Source organism: Paraburkholderia agricolaris (assembly GCF_009455635.1).
In the GTDB taxonomy this organism is placed as follows: Bacteria; Pseudomonadota; Gammaproteobacteria; order Burkholderiales; family Burkholderiaceae; genus Paraburkholderia; species Paraburkholderia agricolaris.
This window is the reverse complement of the sequence record NZ_QPER01000002.1, coordinates 1,479,599-1,494,011: the sequence shown is the minus strand read 5'-3', so window position 1 is coordinate 1,494,011 and position 14,413 is coordinate 1,479,599. Positions and strand designations below refer to the sequence as shown.

Annotated in this window: 13 protein-coding genes and 1 pseudogene; 4 read left to right on the top strand and 10 right to left on the bottom strand. The window is 58.5% G+C overall.

Annotated elements, in window-relative coordinates; all coding sequences use genetic code 11:
• Positions 1–22: 22 nt before the first annotated feature.
• Entirely contained in the window at positions 23–634 is a 612-nt protein-coding gene (locus tag GH665_RS28090) for an NIPSNAP family protein (RefSeq protein WP_153140496.1), read from the bottom strand.
• 116 nt (positions 635–750) lie between these two features.
• Here GH665_RS28090 and GH665_RS28085 point away from each other — a divergent pair, with 116 nt between their 5' ends.
• Entirely contained in the window at positions 751–1,629 is an 879-nt protein-coding gene (locus GH665_RS28085; RefSeq protein ID WP_153140495.1) for a LysR family transcriptional regulator, read from the top strand.
• Positions 1,630–1,666: 37 nt separating this feature from the next.
• On the opposite strand, the gene GH665_RS28080 is transcribed toward GH665_RS28085, so the two are convergent.
• Positions 1,667–2,218, bottom strand: a complete 552-nt coding sequence (locus GH665_RS28080; RefSeq protein ID WP_246216391.1) for a winged helix-turn-helix transcriptional regulator — start codon at positions 2,216–2,218, stop codon at positions 1,667–1,669.
• On the opposite strand from GH665_RS28080, the gene GH665_RS28075 reads away from it, so the two are divergent.
• Positions 2,201–3,085, top strand: coding sequence for an alpha/beta fold hydrolase (locus GH665_RS28075; protein ID WP_153140494.1), 885 nt, complete (start codon positions 2,201–2,203; stop codon positions 3,083–3,085). The two genes, GH665_RS28080 and GH665_RS28075, sit on opposite strands and share 18 nt — an antisense overlap.
• Positions 3,086–3,234: 149 nt before the next feature.
• Here the strand turns inward: GH665_RS28075 and GH665_RS28070 are convergent, their stop codons facing one another.
• From GH665_RS28070 to GH665_RS28040, 8 genes and pseudogenes are all read right to left on the bottom strand, one after another.
• Positions 3,235–4,161, bottom strand: a complete 927-nt coding sequence (locus GH665_RS28070; protein WP_153140493.1) for an SMP-30/gluconolactonase/LRE family protein — start codon at positions 4,159–4,161, stop codon at positions 3,235–3,237.
• Positions 4,162–4,385: 224 nt separating this feature from the next.
• Positions 4,386–5,555, bottom strand: a complete 1,170-nt coding sequence (locus GH665_RS28065; RefSeq protein ID WP_167531018.1) for a mandelate racemase/muconate lactonizing enzyme family protein — start codon at positions 5,553–5,555, stop codon at positions 4,386–4,388.
• 1 nt (position 5,556) lies between these two features.
• A complete protein-coding gene (locus GH665_RS28060; RefSeq protein WP_246216390.1) occupies positions 5,557–6,651 on the bottom strand; it encodes an ABC transporter ATP-binding protein in 1,095 nt (364 codons plus the stop codon).
• Between the two features lie 56 nt (positions 6,652–6,707).
• Positions 6,708–7,520, bottom strand: coding sequence for an SDR family NAD(P)-dependent oxidoreductase (locus GH665_RS28055; protein ID WP_153140490.1), 813 nt, complete (start codon positions 7,518–7,520; stop codon positions 6,708–6,710).
• Positions 7,517–8,356 (bottom strand): carbohydrate ABC transporter permease, encoded by an 840-nt coding sequence (locus tag GH665_RS38825; protein ID WP_246216389.1) that lies wholly within the window; start codon positions 8,354–8,356, stop codon positions 7,517–7,519. Before GH665_RS38825 ends, GH665_RS28055 begins: the two co-directional genes overlap by 4 nt.
• Positions 8,356–8,499, bottom strand: coding sequence for a hypothetical protein (locus GH665_RS39245; protein ID WP_246216388.1), 144 nt, complete (start codon positions 8,497–8,499; stop codon positions 8,356–8,358). The genes GH665_RS38825 and GH665_RS39245 overlap by 1 nt, the downstream gene beginning before the upstream one ends.
• Positions 8,500–8,570: 71 nt before the next feature.
• A pseudogene (locus GH665_RS39705) lies at positions 8,571–8,957 on the bottom strand (carbohydrate ABC transporter permease); the annotation flags it as partial.
• 336 nt (positions 8,958–9,293) lie between these two features.
• Positions 9,294–10,574, bottom strand: coding sequence for an extracellular solute-binding protein (locus GH665_RS28040; RefSeq protein ID WP_167531016.1), 1,281 nt, complete (start codon positions 10,572–10,574; stop codon positions 9,294–9,296).
• 274 nt (positions 10,575–10,848) lie between these two features.
• On the opposite strand from GH665_RS28040, the gene GH665_RS28035 reads away from it, so the two are divergent.
• Both GH665_RS28035 and GH665_RS28030 read left to right on the top strand, forming a co-directional pair.
• Entirely contained in the window at positions 10,849–12,711 is a 1,863-nt protein-coding gene (locus GH665_RS28035; RefSeq protein ID WP_246216386.1) for an SMP-30/gluconolactonase/LRE family protein, read from the top strand.
• A 440-nt stretch (positions 12,712–13,151) separates the two neighbouring features.
• Positions 13,152–14,243, top strand: coding sequence for a porin (locus GH665_RS28030; RefSeq protein ID WP_153140487.1), 1,092 nt, complete (start codon positions 13,152–13,154; stop codon positions 14,241–14,243).
• Positions 14,244–14,413 lie beyond the last annotated feature (170 nt).

Here is a 14,413-nt window from a genome sequence, read left to right as displayed (position 1 = left end):
CGGGATCGCAACAGAACCCGTGTCACCGCAGTGGCGAATTGATCGTCGGTATCCAGATCGTGGACGTCGCCTCATAGAAATTCTCAGGGCCGCCTACGGGTGGCCAGATTCCATCGGCGAAAGACTTTGCACGTATCGCGATGCGTTCATCCAGGCTTTGCCAAGGCCATATGTGCGTGATGCGCGGCACGCCGTCAAGCGCGTACATATTGATTGTCAGAGGGGAGCGTTTTGACCGCTCAGGCATCGCGGCCTGCCACGCCGCAATAGTAGGCGCCAGTCCACCTGGTCTTAGCCAGTAGGTGCGAAACTCGTAGTACCTGCCGAACGACCCCGGTTCGACGGGAGGAAGGAAAGGAAAGCCGGCGTAGCTCTCCATCTCGATCGTACAGGTGCTGCCAGCCGCACCGAAAGGGTTGGCGTGATGTAACGCGCGCGTTCTTTCCTGAGACAATTCCCCAGCATCGGCGAACCCTCGCAGAATGCGCACGCTCCCTAGCCGCCCGTTTTCCGAGGCCCATGCGCCGAGCCGGCAACCTGTGGTTTCGGGATGATTGAGGTAGGCTTCCGCGTTCGCGATCACCTCCGGCAGCTTCAGAATATGCGACGACAAGGTAACCAGTTCGTAGAGCATGTCAGATTCTCCTAAGTCCGTGAGTGGTCTTCAGTCGACCGCCACAAACGAGACTAGACTTACCCTGGTCGCCTGGGAATTCCTCATCGGTTCACAAACTCTGTTAAAAAATCGCTATGTTCGACTGGCAAGATTTGCAGTACTTTCTGGTACTTGCGGACACCGGGACGCTCTCAGGCGCGGCAAGCAAACTGTCAGTCGAACACGCCACCGTTGGGCGGCGTGTAACGTCTCTGGAGTCGGCGCTCGGACTGAAACTGATTCACCGGCTCCCCCGCAGCACCCGTTTGACCGAGGATGGAAAGGCCATCGCCATGCTCGCCCGATCAATGGCCCACGGCGCCGGGACAGTTGAAACATACGCGCTGCGGGCGTCGTCCACGCTGTCCGGAACGGTCCGTATCAGCGTGCCGCCTACGGTGGGTAACTACTGCATCGCACCGCACATACGCACGTTCCGTGAATCGCATCCGGCCTTGAAGATCGTGATGGAGGGATCGCCCGACATAGCACCGCTGGATCGAGGCGTCGCGGATATTGCTGTTCGGATGGTCAAGCCCGAGGAAGGCAGTCTCGTTGCACGGCGCGTAGGCACAATCCGGTTTGGTCTATATGCCAGCCGTGCCTATGCGGCTCGCCCTTCCGCGCAATGGGAGTTCATCGTCTATGACTCGTCGCTGGACCATGTGAAACATCAAAAGTGGCTACGCAAAAATATCGGCGGGCGGCCCATCGTATTCGAAGCGAGCGATGCGACTGGGCAGCAGATGGCCGCACGCAACGGCGTGGGCGTCGCGCTTCTGCCCACGATGATCGGCGACAACGACGCTGAACTGGTCCGGCTGGACATTGGATCCGAGCCGCCCGAAACCGGGCTGTGGCTGGTGACCTACCCCGACCTGCGCCGTACGCCCGCGATCAAAGCTGTTATGGAGTTTCTGGTCCACTACATCGGTCGTGAAACCCATTACACCGATAAGGACGCCCGCAAGTAAATCGCCATCGCCAGACTAACCCCGCGGACGGCTCTTGCTATTGCCCTCGCGGTGCATGCTGGTCATAGGCCTCTTGCGCCAGTTCAATCTCATGCAAGTGATCGATAGACCAGGCATATACCGCTCCGAACGGTACTTGCAGGGTACGCCCGAGTTCCGTGATCGAGTATTCGACCGCTACCGGCGAGGTAGCAAGCACCTCCCTAGCGATCAGGCCATTCCGTTCGAGCCGCCTCAAGGCCTGCGTGAGCGCCTTGTGCGTGATGCCTTCCAGCCTCCGCTTGATCTCATTGAAGCGTGTCGGCTTCTCGGTGAGAAGCGTAAGGATCATAACCGACCATTTATTCGCCACCTGATCGAAGAACGAGCGTGCAGCGCAGTCCGCAAAGAAGACCTCATCGACCTCACATGCCATCCCGGTATCCTCCTGTATATCTGCGCACCTGAAGGTGCGTAATTGACCGTAGATATACAACGTATAACATGAAGTCAGCCTGATTGCTTCGAACCCGGCATCACCCAGCCGAGCCAGGCAGGCGTTTGATACACCTGTTGCTAATAAGGATACCGAATGGTAATTGCGAAACATGAACTCTCCCGGCGGGGCATGCTCAAGATCGCCGGTGTGGCGGCTGTTGCAGGCGCTCTGGGAGGCCGTACGGCATATGCAACGCCCGGATCGCCGGCAGCGTTGTTCTCGACGGAGCGAGGCAAAGGCAAGAACGTGATGTTTCTCCACGGCTGGACTTGCGATTCCCATGACTGGAGTTGGCAACTGCCGTACTTCGAAAGCAAATATCGTGTCGTCGCTGTCGATCTGCGCGGACATGGCAGATCGGAGGTCATGCCGCCGGGTGCGTACACGCCCGCGGATTATGTCTCGGACATCGAGACGTTTATCGTGAAGAAATATCCAGGCCAGAAGTTCATTATCGTGGGGCATTCGATGGGTGGGCAGATCGCCGCCCGACTCGCCGCCAGGCGGCCGGACCTGGTCAGTGCCGTTGTGTCCGTCGACGGCGCGCTCGGCCTTTCCTACGCCGCTGCCAGGCTTTTTGCGAAAACCAGTCAGGATCTGAGCACCGGCGACCCTGGTGTGGTGGCCCCGGCCCTGTTCGAACTGGTCTATGATCGCCGCACTGATCCGGCATACAAGCGTTGGCACACGCGGCGCGCCGAGGGCATGCCCGCGCATGTTGTCCGCGAATCCTTTGCCCCCCTGTTCTTTGGCAGCGATCAGGTGGGTATTGAAGAAGCGAGCGCCACGTTCTGCAAGAGCCTTACGGTTCCAGTTAATCACCTGTGCCGTGACCCAGAGCAGGCGAGGCGCATGCGCTCCTGGTTCGTGCATCCGAAATCGAAAGTCGACCTTTGGTCCAACACGGGCCATTGGATCATGCAGGACCGCAGCGACGACATGAACGCCGCGGTTACTGCGTGGATTGACATGCTTTAGTCAGCGGCCTGTCGCAAACTGGGGAATTCTATGGCTACGGTGCGAATACCCAACCGCACCAGGCTTGCGACAGGCAGAAGCCTCGATCAGATGATCTGAACAACGTGATTCCGGAGCGGCCTCATCCATGCGATGGCAAAACAGCCGGACTAGCCGGCAAATGGCGACTCGGGAAGCCCATGCACCCCCGGCACGCAAAAAGCGAACACGCCACCGGACAAAGGAGCACGGTGCAATTGCTCCTGACTCAACCGGATGAACGCACTCGTCACAAACAACGTATCCAGTTTTTCCCCACCAAAGCAACAACTCGTAGGCCTCGGCACCGGCATGCGAACGCGAAGCATTGGGCGACCGTCGGGCGAAATTCGTGCGATGTGCCAACCATCCCACATGGCAACCCACAGACAACCGTCCGCGTCCACCGTCAAGCCATCAGGTCTGCCGTCGGCCTCGTCAAACACGATCAACGGCCGGCGATTGGAAATGCTGCCGGAAGCCAGGTCAAAGTCGTACTGGTAAATAGTCGCGGTGCCGGTATCGGTAAAGTACATGCGCCGGTTGTCCGGGCTCCAGCCAATGCCATTGGGTATCGTAAAACCCGAATCCATCTGCGTACATATCCCATCGCCACACACACGGAACAGATTGCCGCGGTTCTGAGCGGCATTGATATCCATCGATCCGATCCACAAGCGCCCAAGCCGATCGCACTTGCCGTCGTTGTAACGCTTGCCGGTCTGACCGGACTCGGGGTGGCTCAGTTGTCGGGCACGTCCGCTCGCAACATCCATCATGAGTAGTCCGCCGGATGTTGCAACCAGCAGATCGCCGGACACACTTGGTGTTACCACGCTCACAATGTCTCTCAACGCAAACGCCGATTCGTGACCATTGTCCCGGTCAATACGATGTACCACGTGCAGAGCGACATCCACCCAGTACAGCGATCGTTCCTGAGGCGACCATACGGGACCTTCGCCCAGTTGTGCCCTGCTATGTCCTACACACAGAATCTCCGACTGTACTTCTTGCGCGGAAAAAGCATCCGCAATTTGATTCACAGTACGCGGCATTTTTGTTCGTCAGATTTGGTAGTAACTCGATTCCGGTCATCCTGACCCTCATGGCCGGCCGCTCCCACCTCTCGCAGCGGAGAACCTAAGAATGTTTCGAACAGTGGGAGACGGCGGGTGCTGGTCAACGGCGCCGCCTCTTTCCGCCTTACGGATCCCGTCAGCCTGGCGAGGGCTGCCGACACTTGCGGGCGAGCGCCGCTCGTCGGTCCGGCTCGTATGGCCTAGTAGGCAGGCTTGGTGGAAAACCAACCGGGACGACTAGCATCGAGATAAGCGCCTCGAATGCTGGACACGCGATATTGGTCAAGCTTCGCAAAATCCGGCGTCACGCCCAGCCCCGGATCGTCGGACGCTGAAAAAACGCCGTCCTTCACGAGAGGCGGTACGCATACGACGTCGTCGGCAAGATAGGCACGTTCCGAATCGATGGAGATCGACATGTTCGGGATACTGCTCGCCAGGTGGATGTAGGCCGATTGCGAAAAACCAAGCTCTCCCCCGCTATGCAATGTGACCGGAATCCCCGCGGCCTCGGCGATCGCCGCGGCCTTGATTGTCTGCCAGAGTCCACCGATTTCGTGGGGATCAAGCAGGATCACGTCAGCCGCGGCGTTGCGCACAATGTTGCCGACGTCGGCCTGCGTATAGGCCGACTCGTCCAATGCAATCGGCACCGGTTGCATCAATCTCAGTTCCGCATGCCCATTGAGGTCGTCAAGCTCAAGCGGCTGCTCCACATACTGCAAGTCGAACGGTCTCAAACGCTCGAGCATGCGCCTCGCCGTACCGGGCGTCCAGGCGCTATTCACGTCCGCACGCAGCGGCAGCTCGCCGACCACCGATCGTACGGCTTCCACATTGGACAGATCCGAAGCCGGCGTCATGCCGATCTTGACCTTGAAGCTCCGATACCCATCGTCGAGAAAGCTTTGCGCGGCGGACTTCAACGCATCCGCACTTGTGCCGAACAGATAGGCGGAGACTTCGACCTGTGAGCGGAAAACACCACCCCACAGTTTCGACAGGGAGGTTTCGACCGCGCGGCCATGTGCATCCCACATGGCCATCTCGACCGCCGCCATCGCCATGACCACCGCGCGCTTGTGGTGGTAGTAGCCGGCGCCGAAAACATGCCGGGTGAAACGCTCCACATCGCATGCGCGATGCTGCAGCGCGATCGGAATGACCGTATTGAGAAGTACGGGTTCGATGAAATCCAGCAAACAGATGGTCTCGCCATAGCCTTTGACACCATTGGCGAGTTTCAATTCGACGATTAATCTGGTGACGGCAGGTCGCGTTCCCGAGCCCCACTCCAATGCTGTGGTAAACGGCATGGCCACCTTCCAGTGCCGGATCTCGACGATTTGCAGAGGATGCAATGTAGTCATATCAAGCCTGTGGTTGAAGCGCCGGAATCCGTGCGCCGTTCGACGAAAAGAGATGAGCTCGTTCGGCCGGAATGAACAGACCGATGTTTTCGCCCGCGCGAACGGGGGAATTTCCATCGATCTTCACCAGTGCAGTGCCGGACGGGATCTGCGTATGCAGATACGTTTCGCCACCCAGACGCTCGGCTAGCATCACGCGGCCACAGAGATGCGCGCTTGACGGCTCAACGATCTGCAGATGCTCCGGACGGATCCCCACCGTAACGGGTCCCATGGAGGTAATCCGTTCATGCGCGCCGACTCGCACCGACGCGCCGCCAGGCATGGCAACGGTCACGCCATCGGCACGCGCGTCACTCGAGGTCACCTCGATGAAGTTCATCTTCGGCGAACCGATGAATCCCGCCACGAAGCGATTAGCGGGTTTCAAATAGAGGTCGAGAGGCGCACCGACCTGCTCGATCTTTCCGTCCCGCAAGACCACAATTTTGTCTGCCAGCGTCATTGCTTCGGTCTGGTCATGCGTCACGTAGACAAACGTTGTTCCCAGTTGCGACTTGATTTTGGATAGTTCGATGCGCATTTCGACTCGCAGCGCAGCGTCCAGGTTGGACAGCGGCTCATCAAATAAAAATAGCTTTGGATTACGAACTATGGCGCGACCGATCGCCACGCGCTGACGCTGCCCACCCGAAAGGTCTTTCGGCCGGCGCTTGAGCAGGTGTTCGATCTGCAATGTCTGCGCCGCCCGCGTCACAGCCGCCAATACCTCATTGGGCGGCGCTTTGGTCATCTTCAGGCCGAAGCCCATGTTCTGCTCTACAGTCATGTGCGGATAAAGCGCGTATGACTGGAATACCATCGCGATGCCGCGTCTGGCGGGTTGGGCATTCGTCACATCCTGGCCGGCGATCGACACCGAGCCGCCGCTGCACTCTTCAAGGCCGGCGATCAAGCGGAGCAAGGTCGACTTGCCGCACCCTGATGGGCCCACAAAAACACAGAATTCACCGTCTTCTATGCGAAGATCGACGCCATGGATAACGGTGCTCGCACCAAACGACTTGCGCACGCCTTTGAGTTCAAGTTCAGCCAATTTCATTCTCCTTGGCCAGTGCCATGCAGCCATGCAAAGCACCGGCATGGTATTTGTCATGCATCAGGAAGCTGGATCGGGGGACGCCCCCACCAGGTTCGGATACGCGTGGACAGAAGCGCGCTTGCCGCCAGCGAAGTCAACCCGCCGTCGACAACCAGATCGACACCCGTGATAAACGAGGCCTCGTCCGAGGCGAGAAAAAGCACCGCATTGGCGACGTCCTCGGGTTGGCCGATACGGCCAACCGGATAGCACTCCAGGTTCAGACGCATGTCGTGCTCGCTCACGCCTTGCATCGTTCTGTCGGTCGCAATCAGTGCCGGCGACACCGCATTGCAGCGAACGCCGCGCACGCCGTATTCGACAGCGATCTGCTTCGTCAATGCGCTGACTCCGCCCTTCGCGGCCGTATAAGCGGCCAATCCCGGGTTCGCGACGATATGGTTGATTGACGCCAGATTGACGATCGATCCACCACCGGCATCCAGCATGTGCGGAATAGCGGCACGACAGAAACGAAACGTCGAACTCAGTGCGGAGTCGAGCGTCGCTGCCCATTCCTCATCGGAACAGTCAACGACGTTTCGCTCGATGTACTTGACCGCGTTGTTGACCAGCACGTCCAGCCCGCCAAAATGCGTCGTCGCCAGTCGTACTGCTTCATCGACGGTGCTCTGGAGGTGAGCATCGGCGCACAACAAACGGACGGCGTCCTTCGGAAGGTGCTCGAGCGCCGCTTCGGCTGCCTCGGGCGACCATTCGACGGCGACGACCCTGGCGCCTTCCCGCACGAAGCGGTGCAGCACGGCGCGGCCGATCCCCTGGCCCACCCCTGTAACGATAGCGACCTTGTTTGCAAGTCTCATGATTTCACCGCACCGGCCGTCAGGCCCTGAATGAAGAAACGCTGCAGGAATGCAAACCCGATAACGACCGGCAACGAACTGACGATCGAGGCCGCCATTGCGCCACTCCAGTCACTGCTGCCTTCGCCCATGTAGCTGAGCAGCAGGCCCGGGCCCACCGTCCGCAATTCCGGCGACGTGATAAGCGTCAGCGAAAACAGCAGATCGTTCCATGCCCACATGAACGAATACAGTCCAACCGTGACGAGCGCCGGCATCGCAAGAGGCAGCACGATGCGATGGAGGATGTACAACTCGCCGGCTCCGTCCACCCTGGCCGCCTCGATGATTTCGGTCGGTATGTTGACGAAGAAGCTGTAGAGCATGTACGTACCGCTCGGCAAAGCGAGGATGATGTACGCCAGGATCAGGCCGAACCGCGTATTAAGCAGGCCCAGCGCCTGCAGCATGGGGTACAGGCTGATGAGCAACATCGCAAAGGGAAACATCTGTGCCGACAGCATCAGCATCATCAGCGGTTTGCGTCCCCGGTAGCGGAATTTCGCAAAGCTATAGGCGGCATAGGTCGCAAGCACGACTGTCAACAACGCCCCGCCACCCGCAGTGATCAGGCTGTTGCGAAGATGCTCGACCATATCGCCACGAGAGAAGAGCTCGCGGTAGTTCTCCAGCGTGGCAGCCTTCGGCCACAACGAGGGAATCCGCACAAATACCTCGCCTTGCGGCTTTATCGACGTGAGCATCATCCAGATGATCGGCAGGAACAGAAATGCCGCGATCACCGTAAATCCCGCCGACATCGTGACGCGCGCGCGCCAGCCTTGAAGTCTCAACATCACGATCCTTCCCGCTTGAATAGAATGCGCAGATAAAACACGGTGGGAACAGCGATGGCGATAAACCACAGCACGCCGACCGCGCATGCCATCCCCATGTCCCAGTTTTCGAACGCCTGCTTGTAGACCTCGACGGACAGCATCGTGGTAGCACCGACAGGCCCCCTTGCGTGAGGGCATAGATCACGTCGAAAGCCTGGAGATTGCCCATCGCGCCAAGGATTGTCACGATGATCATGGTCGGCGCGAGGTGCGGCAGAACGACGTGCCGGAGCACGCCGAAGTTCTCGCATCCATCAACCCGGGCGGCGTCCACCTGATCTTGCGAAACCCCTTGCAGACCGGCAAGAAAGAAAGCCATGAACAAAGGTACGGAAAGCCATACTTTGGTAATGATCACGCATGCCAAAGCACCATTGCGCTCGGCCAGCCACGTCACAGGCTCGGAAATCAGGCCGAGTTCGAGGAGAATGGCATTGAGTACGCCATACTGTCCGTTGAAGATCCAGGCTGCGAGAAATGCCGTCACGGTTGACGGCAGCACCCACGGCAACAGCGATACCGCCCGTACAAAAGCACGTCCCTTGAACGTCTGGTTCATCATGAGCGCCCATGCCAGCGCGATGACAAACGTCGCAGCGGTGGCGGTCACGACGAAGATCAGCGTGTTCAGCCATACCATCGCCATCTTTGGATCACTAAGCAACTTGACGAAGTTGTCCAGCCCAACGAACTCGGGTTCGGACATCTGGAGCGTGTAGCTGAAAAGCGAAAGTCGCAGGGACTGCAAAAACGGAATCAGAATGATCGCGACAAACGCGATCATCGCGGGGACCAGGAGCATCACGCCGATCCTGCGCTCCCGTTGTTTCAGTGACGATCCGTTCTGTTTCATTTGTTCAGGCAAGTCGACAGCAATGCGTGTTGACATCATGAATCAAAGCCTCATCGTTCCGGCAGTTCCGGCCTCGAGCCGCTTTGCCATGCTTTCGATAGCCGCGGCGGGCGATTTCTGGGCAAGAAGCGCGGCCTGCACTTCTTCGCCAACGATCGTTGTCAGTTCTGCGGCGTTCCCCCAGTACGAGGTCTCATCTTTCAGGGCGGTGCGCGCGGATTTCGACCAGGTCGACACATAGGGATCGGATGCCAGCTTGGCCAGTGCGCTGTTCGTCACCGGGAACAGACCGATGTCCCGGTAGTAATGCAGTTGGGCGTCGTCGTTGAGCACCAGATAAGCCAGCAGTTTCGCTTGTGCCGACTGCGCGTCGATGGGGGTCTTGCCGTCGCCGAATATAGTCAGCAGATGCCCCCACGCCAGCGAGCGCGGCGTATCGGCTGCGCGCATCACAGGCGTTGGCATGGCAATGACGAACGAATCAAACTTGTCGCCTTGCCCCGAGTTGCTGCGAGCAAAACCACGCGCGAGCGGCGCGTCGTTATAGAACCCCGATTGATGCTGGGCGAACATGCGCCGCGCGTCTGGCCGGTCGATATCCTTGGCGGCCAGACCTTCCTTGATCAAGTCGGACATGAAGGTCAACGCGCGAACCGATGCAGGGCTATTCACCGCGACCTTACCCTTTTCGTCGAATAGCCGGCCGCCAAAAGTCCAGAGCCAGACCTGAAAATCCGGACTGAGCGTATTGTTGTTCTTGCTGCACATTGCATACGGCACGCTTTCCGGATTCGCCTTCTTGATAGACCTGAGCGCCCCGACAAAAGCCTCGACGGATTTCGGCACATCGCTAACCCCCGCGTCATGCAAAACCTTGGCATTGGCAACCATGCCGATCGAACCGGCGGTCCAGGGCAACCCGAGTTGCTTGCCCCGGTATTCGCCCAGCGCGAGCACACCGGGACTGATCTGTTTCTGGAGTTGCGCCTTGCCGAACACCTGATTCATGTCGGCGAGTCTTCCTGTGGCGCCGAACTGTGGCAGCCAGCGCTCGGCCAACTGCACGATATCGAGAGGTTGTCCCGAACGCATGCGCAGGAGCACGTTCTGCTGCATTTGCGCCCAGGGAAATCCGATCACGTCCAGTTTATTGCCAGTGGAAGTGCGATATCCATCGAACAACGCCGCAATGGTCGGCCTGCTCGCGGCTTCTTCCGGCGACCAGCCTACGAAAGTGATGCTGCGGGTCTGCGCACGAAGCCCCATGGCCGCCAGGCTTGTCGCCGCGGCAATTGTCCCGACGAAATGTCTACGTGTAACCATCATGTCTCCAAGTTTGTTCCATTCATCGGAACCAGATTGTTTGCGCACTATAGCACCGCCAACTGAGTCGTTAATCAGCGTTAACCATTATTCCGACACAAAAAATGCCACTGATCGCATGCAAATTCGTCGTTTACACGATTAGTGGCGATGCATGGATGTTTCCGCCGATTGAAACTCGCACGGAGGCATAAGCCCGCTGTTAAGGCTCCCACCTCATGAACAAGCAGTGACCGGCGCGGGATCGGATGTCTGATCGCCCCGAAAAATTTCGATGAATGAAACGTCGGCAGGAAAAATTGAACCGACGGGACGTTTTGTTCCGTTAACTGTGGAACCTGATAAAATTGGGGCCCCTTTTCTTTCTTCCATTTGCCTCTGGATACCGGTCCAAGCCCCGTCTACGGTTCCAAGCAACGGAAGCGCAATTAAAAATATGTCTGACGACGTTCGTACCGTGACCGCTTCCGCAGGCTTGGGCGTGCTCGAGAAAGCCATGGGACTGCTCAACATCGTTTCCGCCAAGCGGTTGCCGATGACTTTTACCGACCTGCTGCGCGCGTCCTCGCTTCCAAAGGCCACACTGCATCGGATCCTCGGCACACTGGTTCAGGAAGGACTCCTGAGGCATGACACGTACAACAAGACTTTTCAGCTAGGCTTTCGCTTGCTGGAACTGGCGCACGAGGTGTGGAGCGACTTTGATCTGCGGCTGGCGGCGCAAGACACGCTGATGCGCCTCAGAGATAGCCTCGGCGAATGCGTCCAGTTGTCCGTCATGAACGGCAGTCAGATTGTTGTCGTAGCCAGCGAAGAGGCGGGACGCGATGCCAACCGCGTTTCGAGCGTCGGCATGCGCCTGCCGGCACATGCTTCGGCGGCCGGCAAGGCTATCCTGGCGAATCTCGATCCGGTGCTCCAGTCGACCCTGCTCGACAGCCTCGATCTGCAGCCATTTACCTCGCGCACACTGTGCTCGATCCCCGCCTTGCGAGGCGACCTGAATCTCGCTCGAGCACGCGGTTACGCGCTGAACGATCGTGAGCTCGACGACGAAACGGTCTCGGTCGCAGCACCGATTTTTGACTACGAAGGCAGGCCCATCGGCGCCGTCTCGGTCACCGGCGATTTCACGCGGCTCGATCTGTCGCGCGCCCATAGCCTGAGCACGACGCTGATCAGCGCCGCACGCAGTATTTCGCATACCGCCGCCGGCGAAGCAATGTCGATTTCCCCCAATGCCAAGCCGCAAACGGCTGTCACGGTAGATGTACGCTGCGTGAGCCAATCCCGGGCACTGCTTGGCGAGGGCCCAATGTGGTCGCCGCGGGACAATGCGCTTTACTGGGTCGACATTCTCACGCCGTCGGTACACATCTTTCACGCGAGCGACGCCAGCAGCTTCGAGATCAAACTCGGCGCCATGGCCAGCGTGGCGATACCCAAAGCGACGGGTGGCTTGCTCGTTGCAACACCAGGCGGAATCATGACGTTGGACCCGGAGAGCAAACGGCAGACATTGCTGTGCCATCCGGAAGCCGAACGCCCCGGCAATCGCTATAACGACGGCAAGTGCGATCGTCGCGGACGTCTGTGGGTCGCGTCGATGGACATGGCGACCGCCAGCAATCGCGGCAGCCTGTTCAGGGTCGATCCGGACGGCGCGTGGAAGAAAATGGACAGCGGTTTCACGGTGCCCAATGGGATTGGCTGGAGTCCGGACGACACGCGCATGTACTTCACCGACACGTTCCGCAAGACCATCTACGAATATGATTTCGATCTGATGTCCGGCACCATTGCCAACCGGCGCGAACTCATTACGTTTGACGCGGCGGACGGCCGCCCTGACGGCCTGACGGTCGACGACGCCGGCTGCATCTGGGTCGCCATGTGGGACGCCTGGCATATTGCGCGTTTTGCTCCGGACGGTCGCGAGATGCAACGCATCCGAATGCCGGTGCCGCGCCCGACAAGCTGCTGTTTTGGTGGCAGCAGTCTTGAAACGCTTTATGTCACGAGCGCGTCCGTACGATTGAGCGAAGAGGCCCTCGCCAGCGCCCCGCTATCGGGATCGCTGTTTGCGATGGAAATTCCCGGTGTTCGCGGCCTTCCTGAAGCAACCTTCGCCGGATAAGCGCCCTCGGCTCCCGCGCACAGCGGGAGCCGTCCGCACATAGAAGATCAAGCGCGGCGCCGTAGCCGCCCCGGCCCTGAACCGGAAATCCCCCTTCTCGCGCCCCGCTTCGCAGCACGTCTTTTTCTCTTCCCGCACAGGCTATAGGAAAACGCAGGCACAGCACCGCGTTTTCCCTGCGACTTTGCTGCGCCACTGATCCTTTGCTCCGATCTCCACCCGTTTGACTCAGGCGGCGAATATCAAACGCCGTCGGCCGTCGAGTTTGCCACTCCTGACGGCGAGCGCGCCGTCCACCGGCTCCAAGACACCTCACCAGTTCGGCAGCGGATCTTTTGAACGGTAGTAGTAAGGGAAAGTACCGCTAGTTGAAACAAACAACCACAAGCAGAATTCGTCTCACGCATAAAGTTCCATTCAATGGAAAACCAAGGAGACTTATGAAAAAGTGGTCAAAAGCATCAGGCACAGAGTCCGATGCGTTCGCAGAACGGGGGAAGCGGCAAATAAAAGGCCGCAAGGCCTTACGCCGGACGCGCAACGTCTCGCTGCTCGGCTTTCTTGCACTATGCACGGCGCCAGGTGTCGCGAATGCCCAGTCCATGGTGACCATCTATGGGGTGGTCGACGTCGCAATAGCCAAATACGACGGCAAAAACACCGTCACCGAAGGTAACGGCTCAACCAGTCGTCTCGGGTTTATCGGTTCGGAAGACCTCGGCAACGGCCTGAAGGCCATTTTCCAGCTCGAAACGCAGATCAATCCGAACAACGGCACGCAGTACAACCCCACGTCATTCTGGAGCGGCCGGTCGACCGTGGGACTCGAGGGTGGTTTCGGACGGGTCACCGTCGGGCGGGAAGTGAATCCCAGTCACTATGTCGAGTCGAGCATCGACCCCTTTACGCAAGACGGGATGGCGGGCGGTTATGGGGCGCGAGGCGGCATTTCTCAGGCCAATGGTGCTCCGGGCGCAATCGACACTGTCAGAACGAACAATTCGATTAACTATTACGTCTCCGGTGCCGGCCTCACCTTCCGCGCCCAGACAGCCGTGCAGGACGGCGTCAATACATACTCAAACCGGCCACTGGCAGCCTCGCTGATATATAAGAATGGGCCGTTTCAGATTGGCGCGTCGTATCTCAACCCCTCACTGCCTAATGATCATTGGTCTTATATAGGGACTGTGTACGATCTGAATTTTGTCAAACTGTCTGCCGGATTTGGGACCGGCTCCAATACATTCAAGCAATCCATCAAGAATATGATGGTCGGTGCAAATATTCCGCTTGGCGCGACAAGCGGAATCAGAAGCACCTTCTCGCTCACAAGGTCCGAGGGCACCACGATTCAGGCTAAAACAGCACTCGGCTATTACTATTCGCTATCGAAACAGACCGTCGTATACACCGACGCCGTATACGATTCGAAAGCGGGTGCCTATACCTATACGACGAAGGGCTGGACCGCCACAGGCCAGACACTCGGAAAGCTTGGCTACGAAATGGGGCTTAAGCATCTGTTCTAGTATCCGGATTTCAGAAACGAGCACGGCTAAGCTGGCTTGCTAAAACCGGGGCAAGCGGCTCGATAAGTAGCGCCGCCTTACTGCATTTTCCGGAAAACATCAGATCACATCGAAGTCTTGCGTTCGTATGTGGAATTCATGCCTGCCGACTTGAAATCTGGCGCCATTTT

Coding starts and splice junctions, on each gene's coding strand:
- GH665_RS28090 (WP_153140496.1), bottom strand. CDS start 634: ATGCTCTACGAACTGGTTACCTTGTCGTCGCATATTCTGAAGCTGCCG.
- GH665_RS28085 (WP_153140495.1), top strand. CDS start 751: ATGTTCGACTGGCAAGATTTGCAGTACTTTCTGGTACTTGCGGACACC.
- GH665_RS28075 (WP_153140494.1), top strand. CDS start 2,201: ATGGTAATTGCGAAACATGAACTCTCCCGGCGGGGCATGCTCAAGATC.
- GH665_RS28080 (WP_246216391.1), bottom strand. CDS start 2,218: ATGTTTCGCAATTACCATTCGGTATCCTTATTAGCAACAGGTGTATCA.
- GH665_RS28070 (WP_153140493.1), bottom strand. CDS start 4,161: ATGCCGCGTACTGTGAATCAAATTGCGGATGCTTTTTCCGCGCAAGAA.
- GH665_RS28065 (WP_167531018.1), bottom strand. CDS start 5,555: ATGACTACATTGCATCCTCTGCAAATCGTCGAGATCCGGCACTGGAAG.
- GH665_RS28055 (WP_153140490.1), bottom strand. CDS start 7,520: ATGAGACTTGCAAACAAGGTCGCTATCGTTACAGGGGTGGGCCAGGGG.
- GH665_RS38825 (WP_246216389.1), bottom strand. CDS start 8,356: ATGTTGAGACTTCAAGGCTGGCGCGCGCGCGTCACGATGTCGGCGGGA.
- GH665_RS39245 (WP_246216388.1), bottom strand. CDS start 8,499: ATGCTGTCCGTCGAGGTCTACAAGCAGGCGTTCGAAAACTGGGACATG.
- GH665_RS28040 (WP_167531016.1), bottom strand. CDS start 10,574: ATGGTTACACGTAGACATTTCGTCGGGACAATTGCCGCGGCGACAAGC.
- GH665_RS28035 (WP_246216386.1), top strand. CDS start 10,849: ATGAATGAAACGTCGGCAGGAAAAATTGAACCGACGGGACGTTTTGTT.
- GH665_RS28030 (WP_153140487.1), top strand. CDS start 13,152: ATGAAAAAGTGGTCAAAAGCATCAGGCACAGAGTCCGATGCGTTCGCA.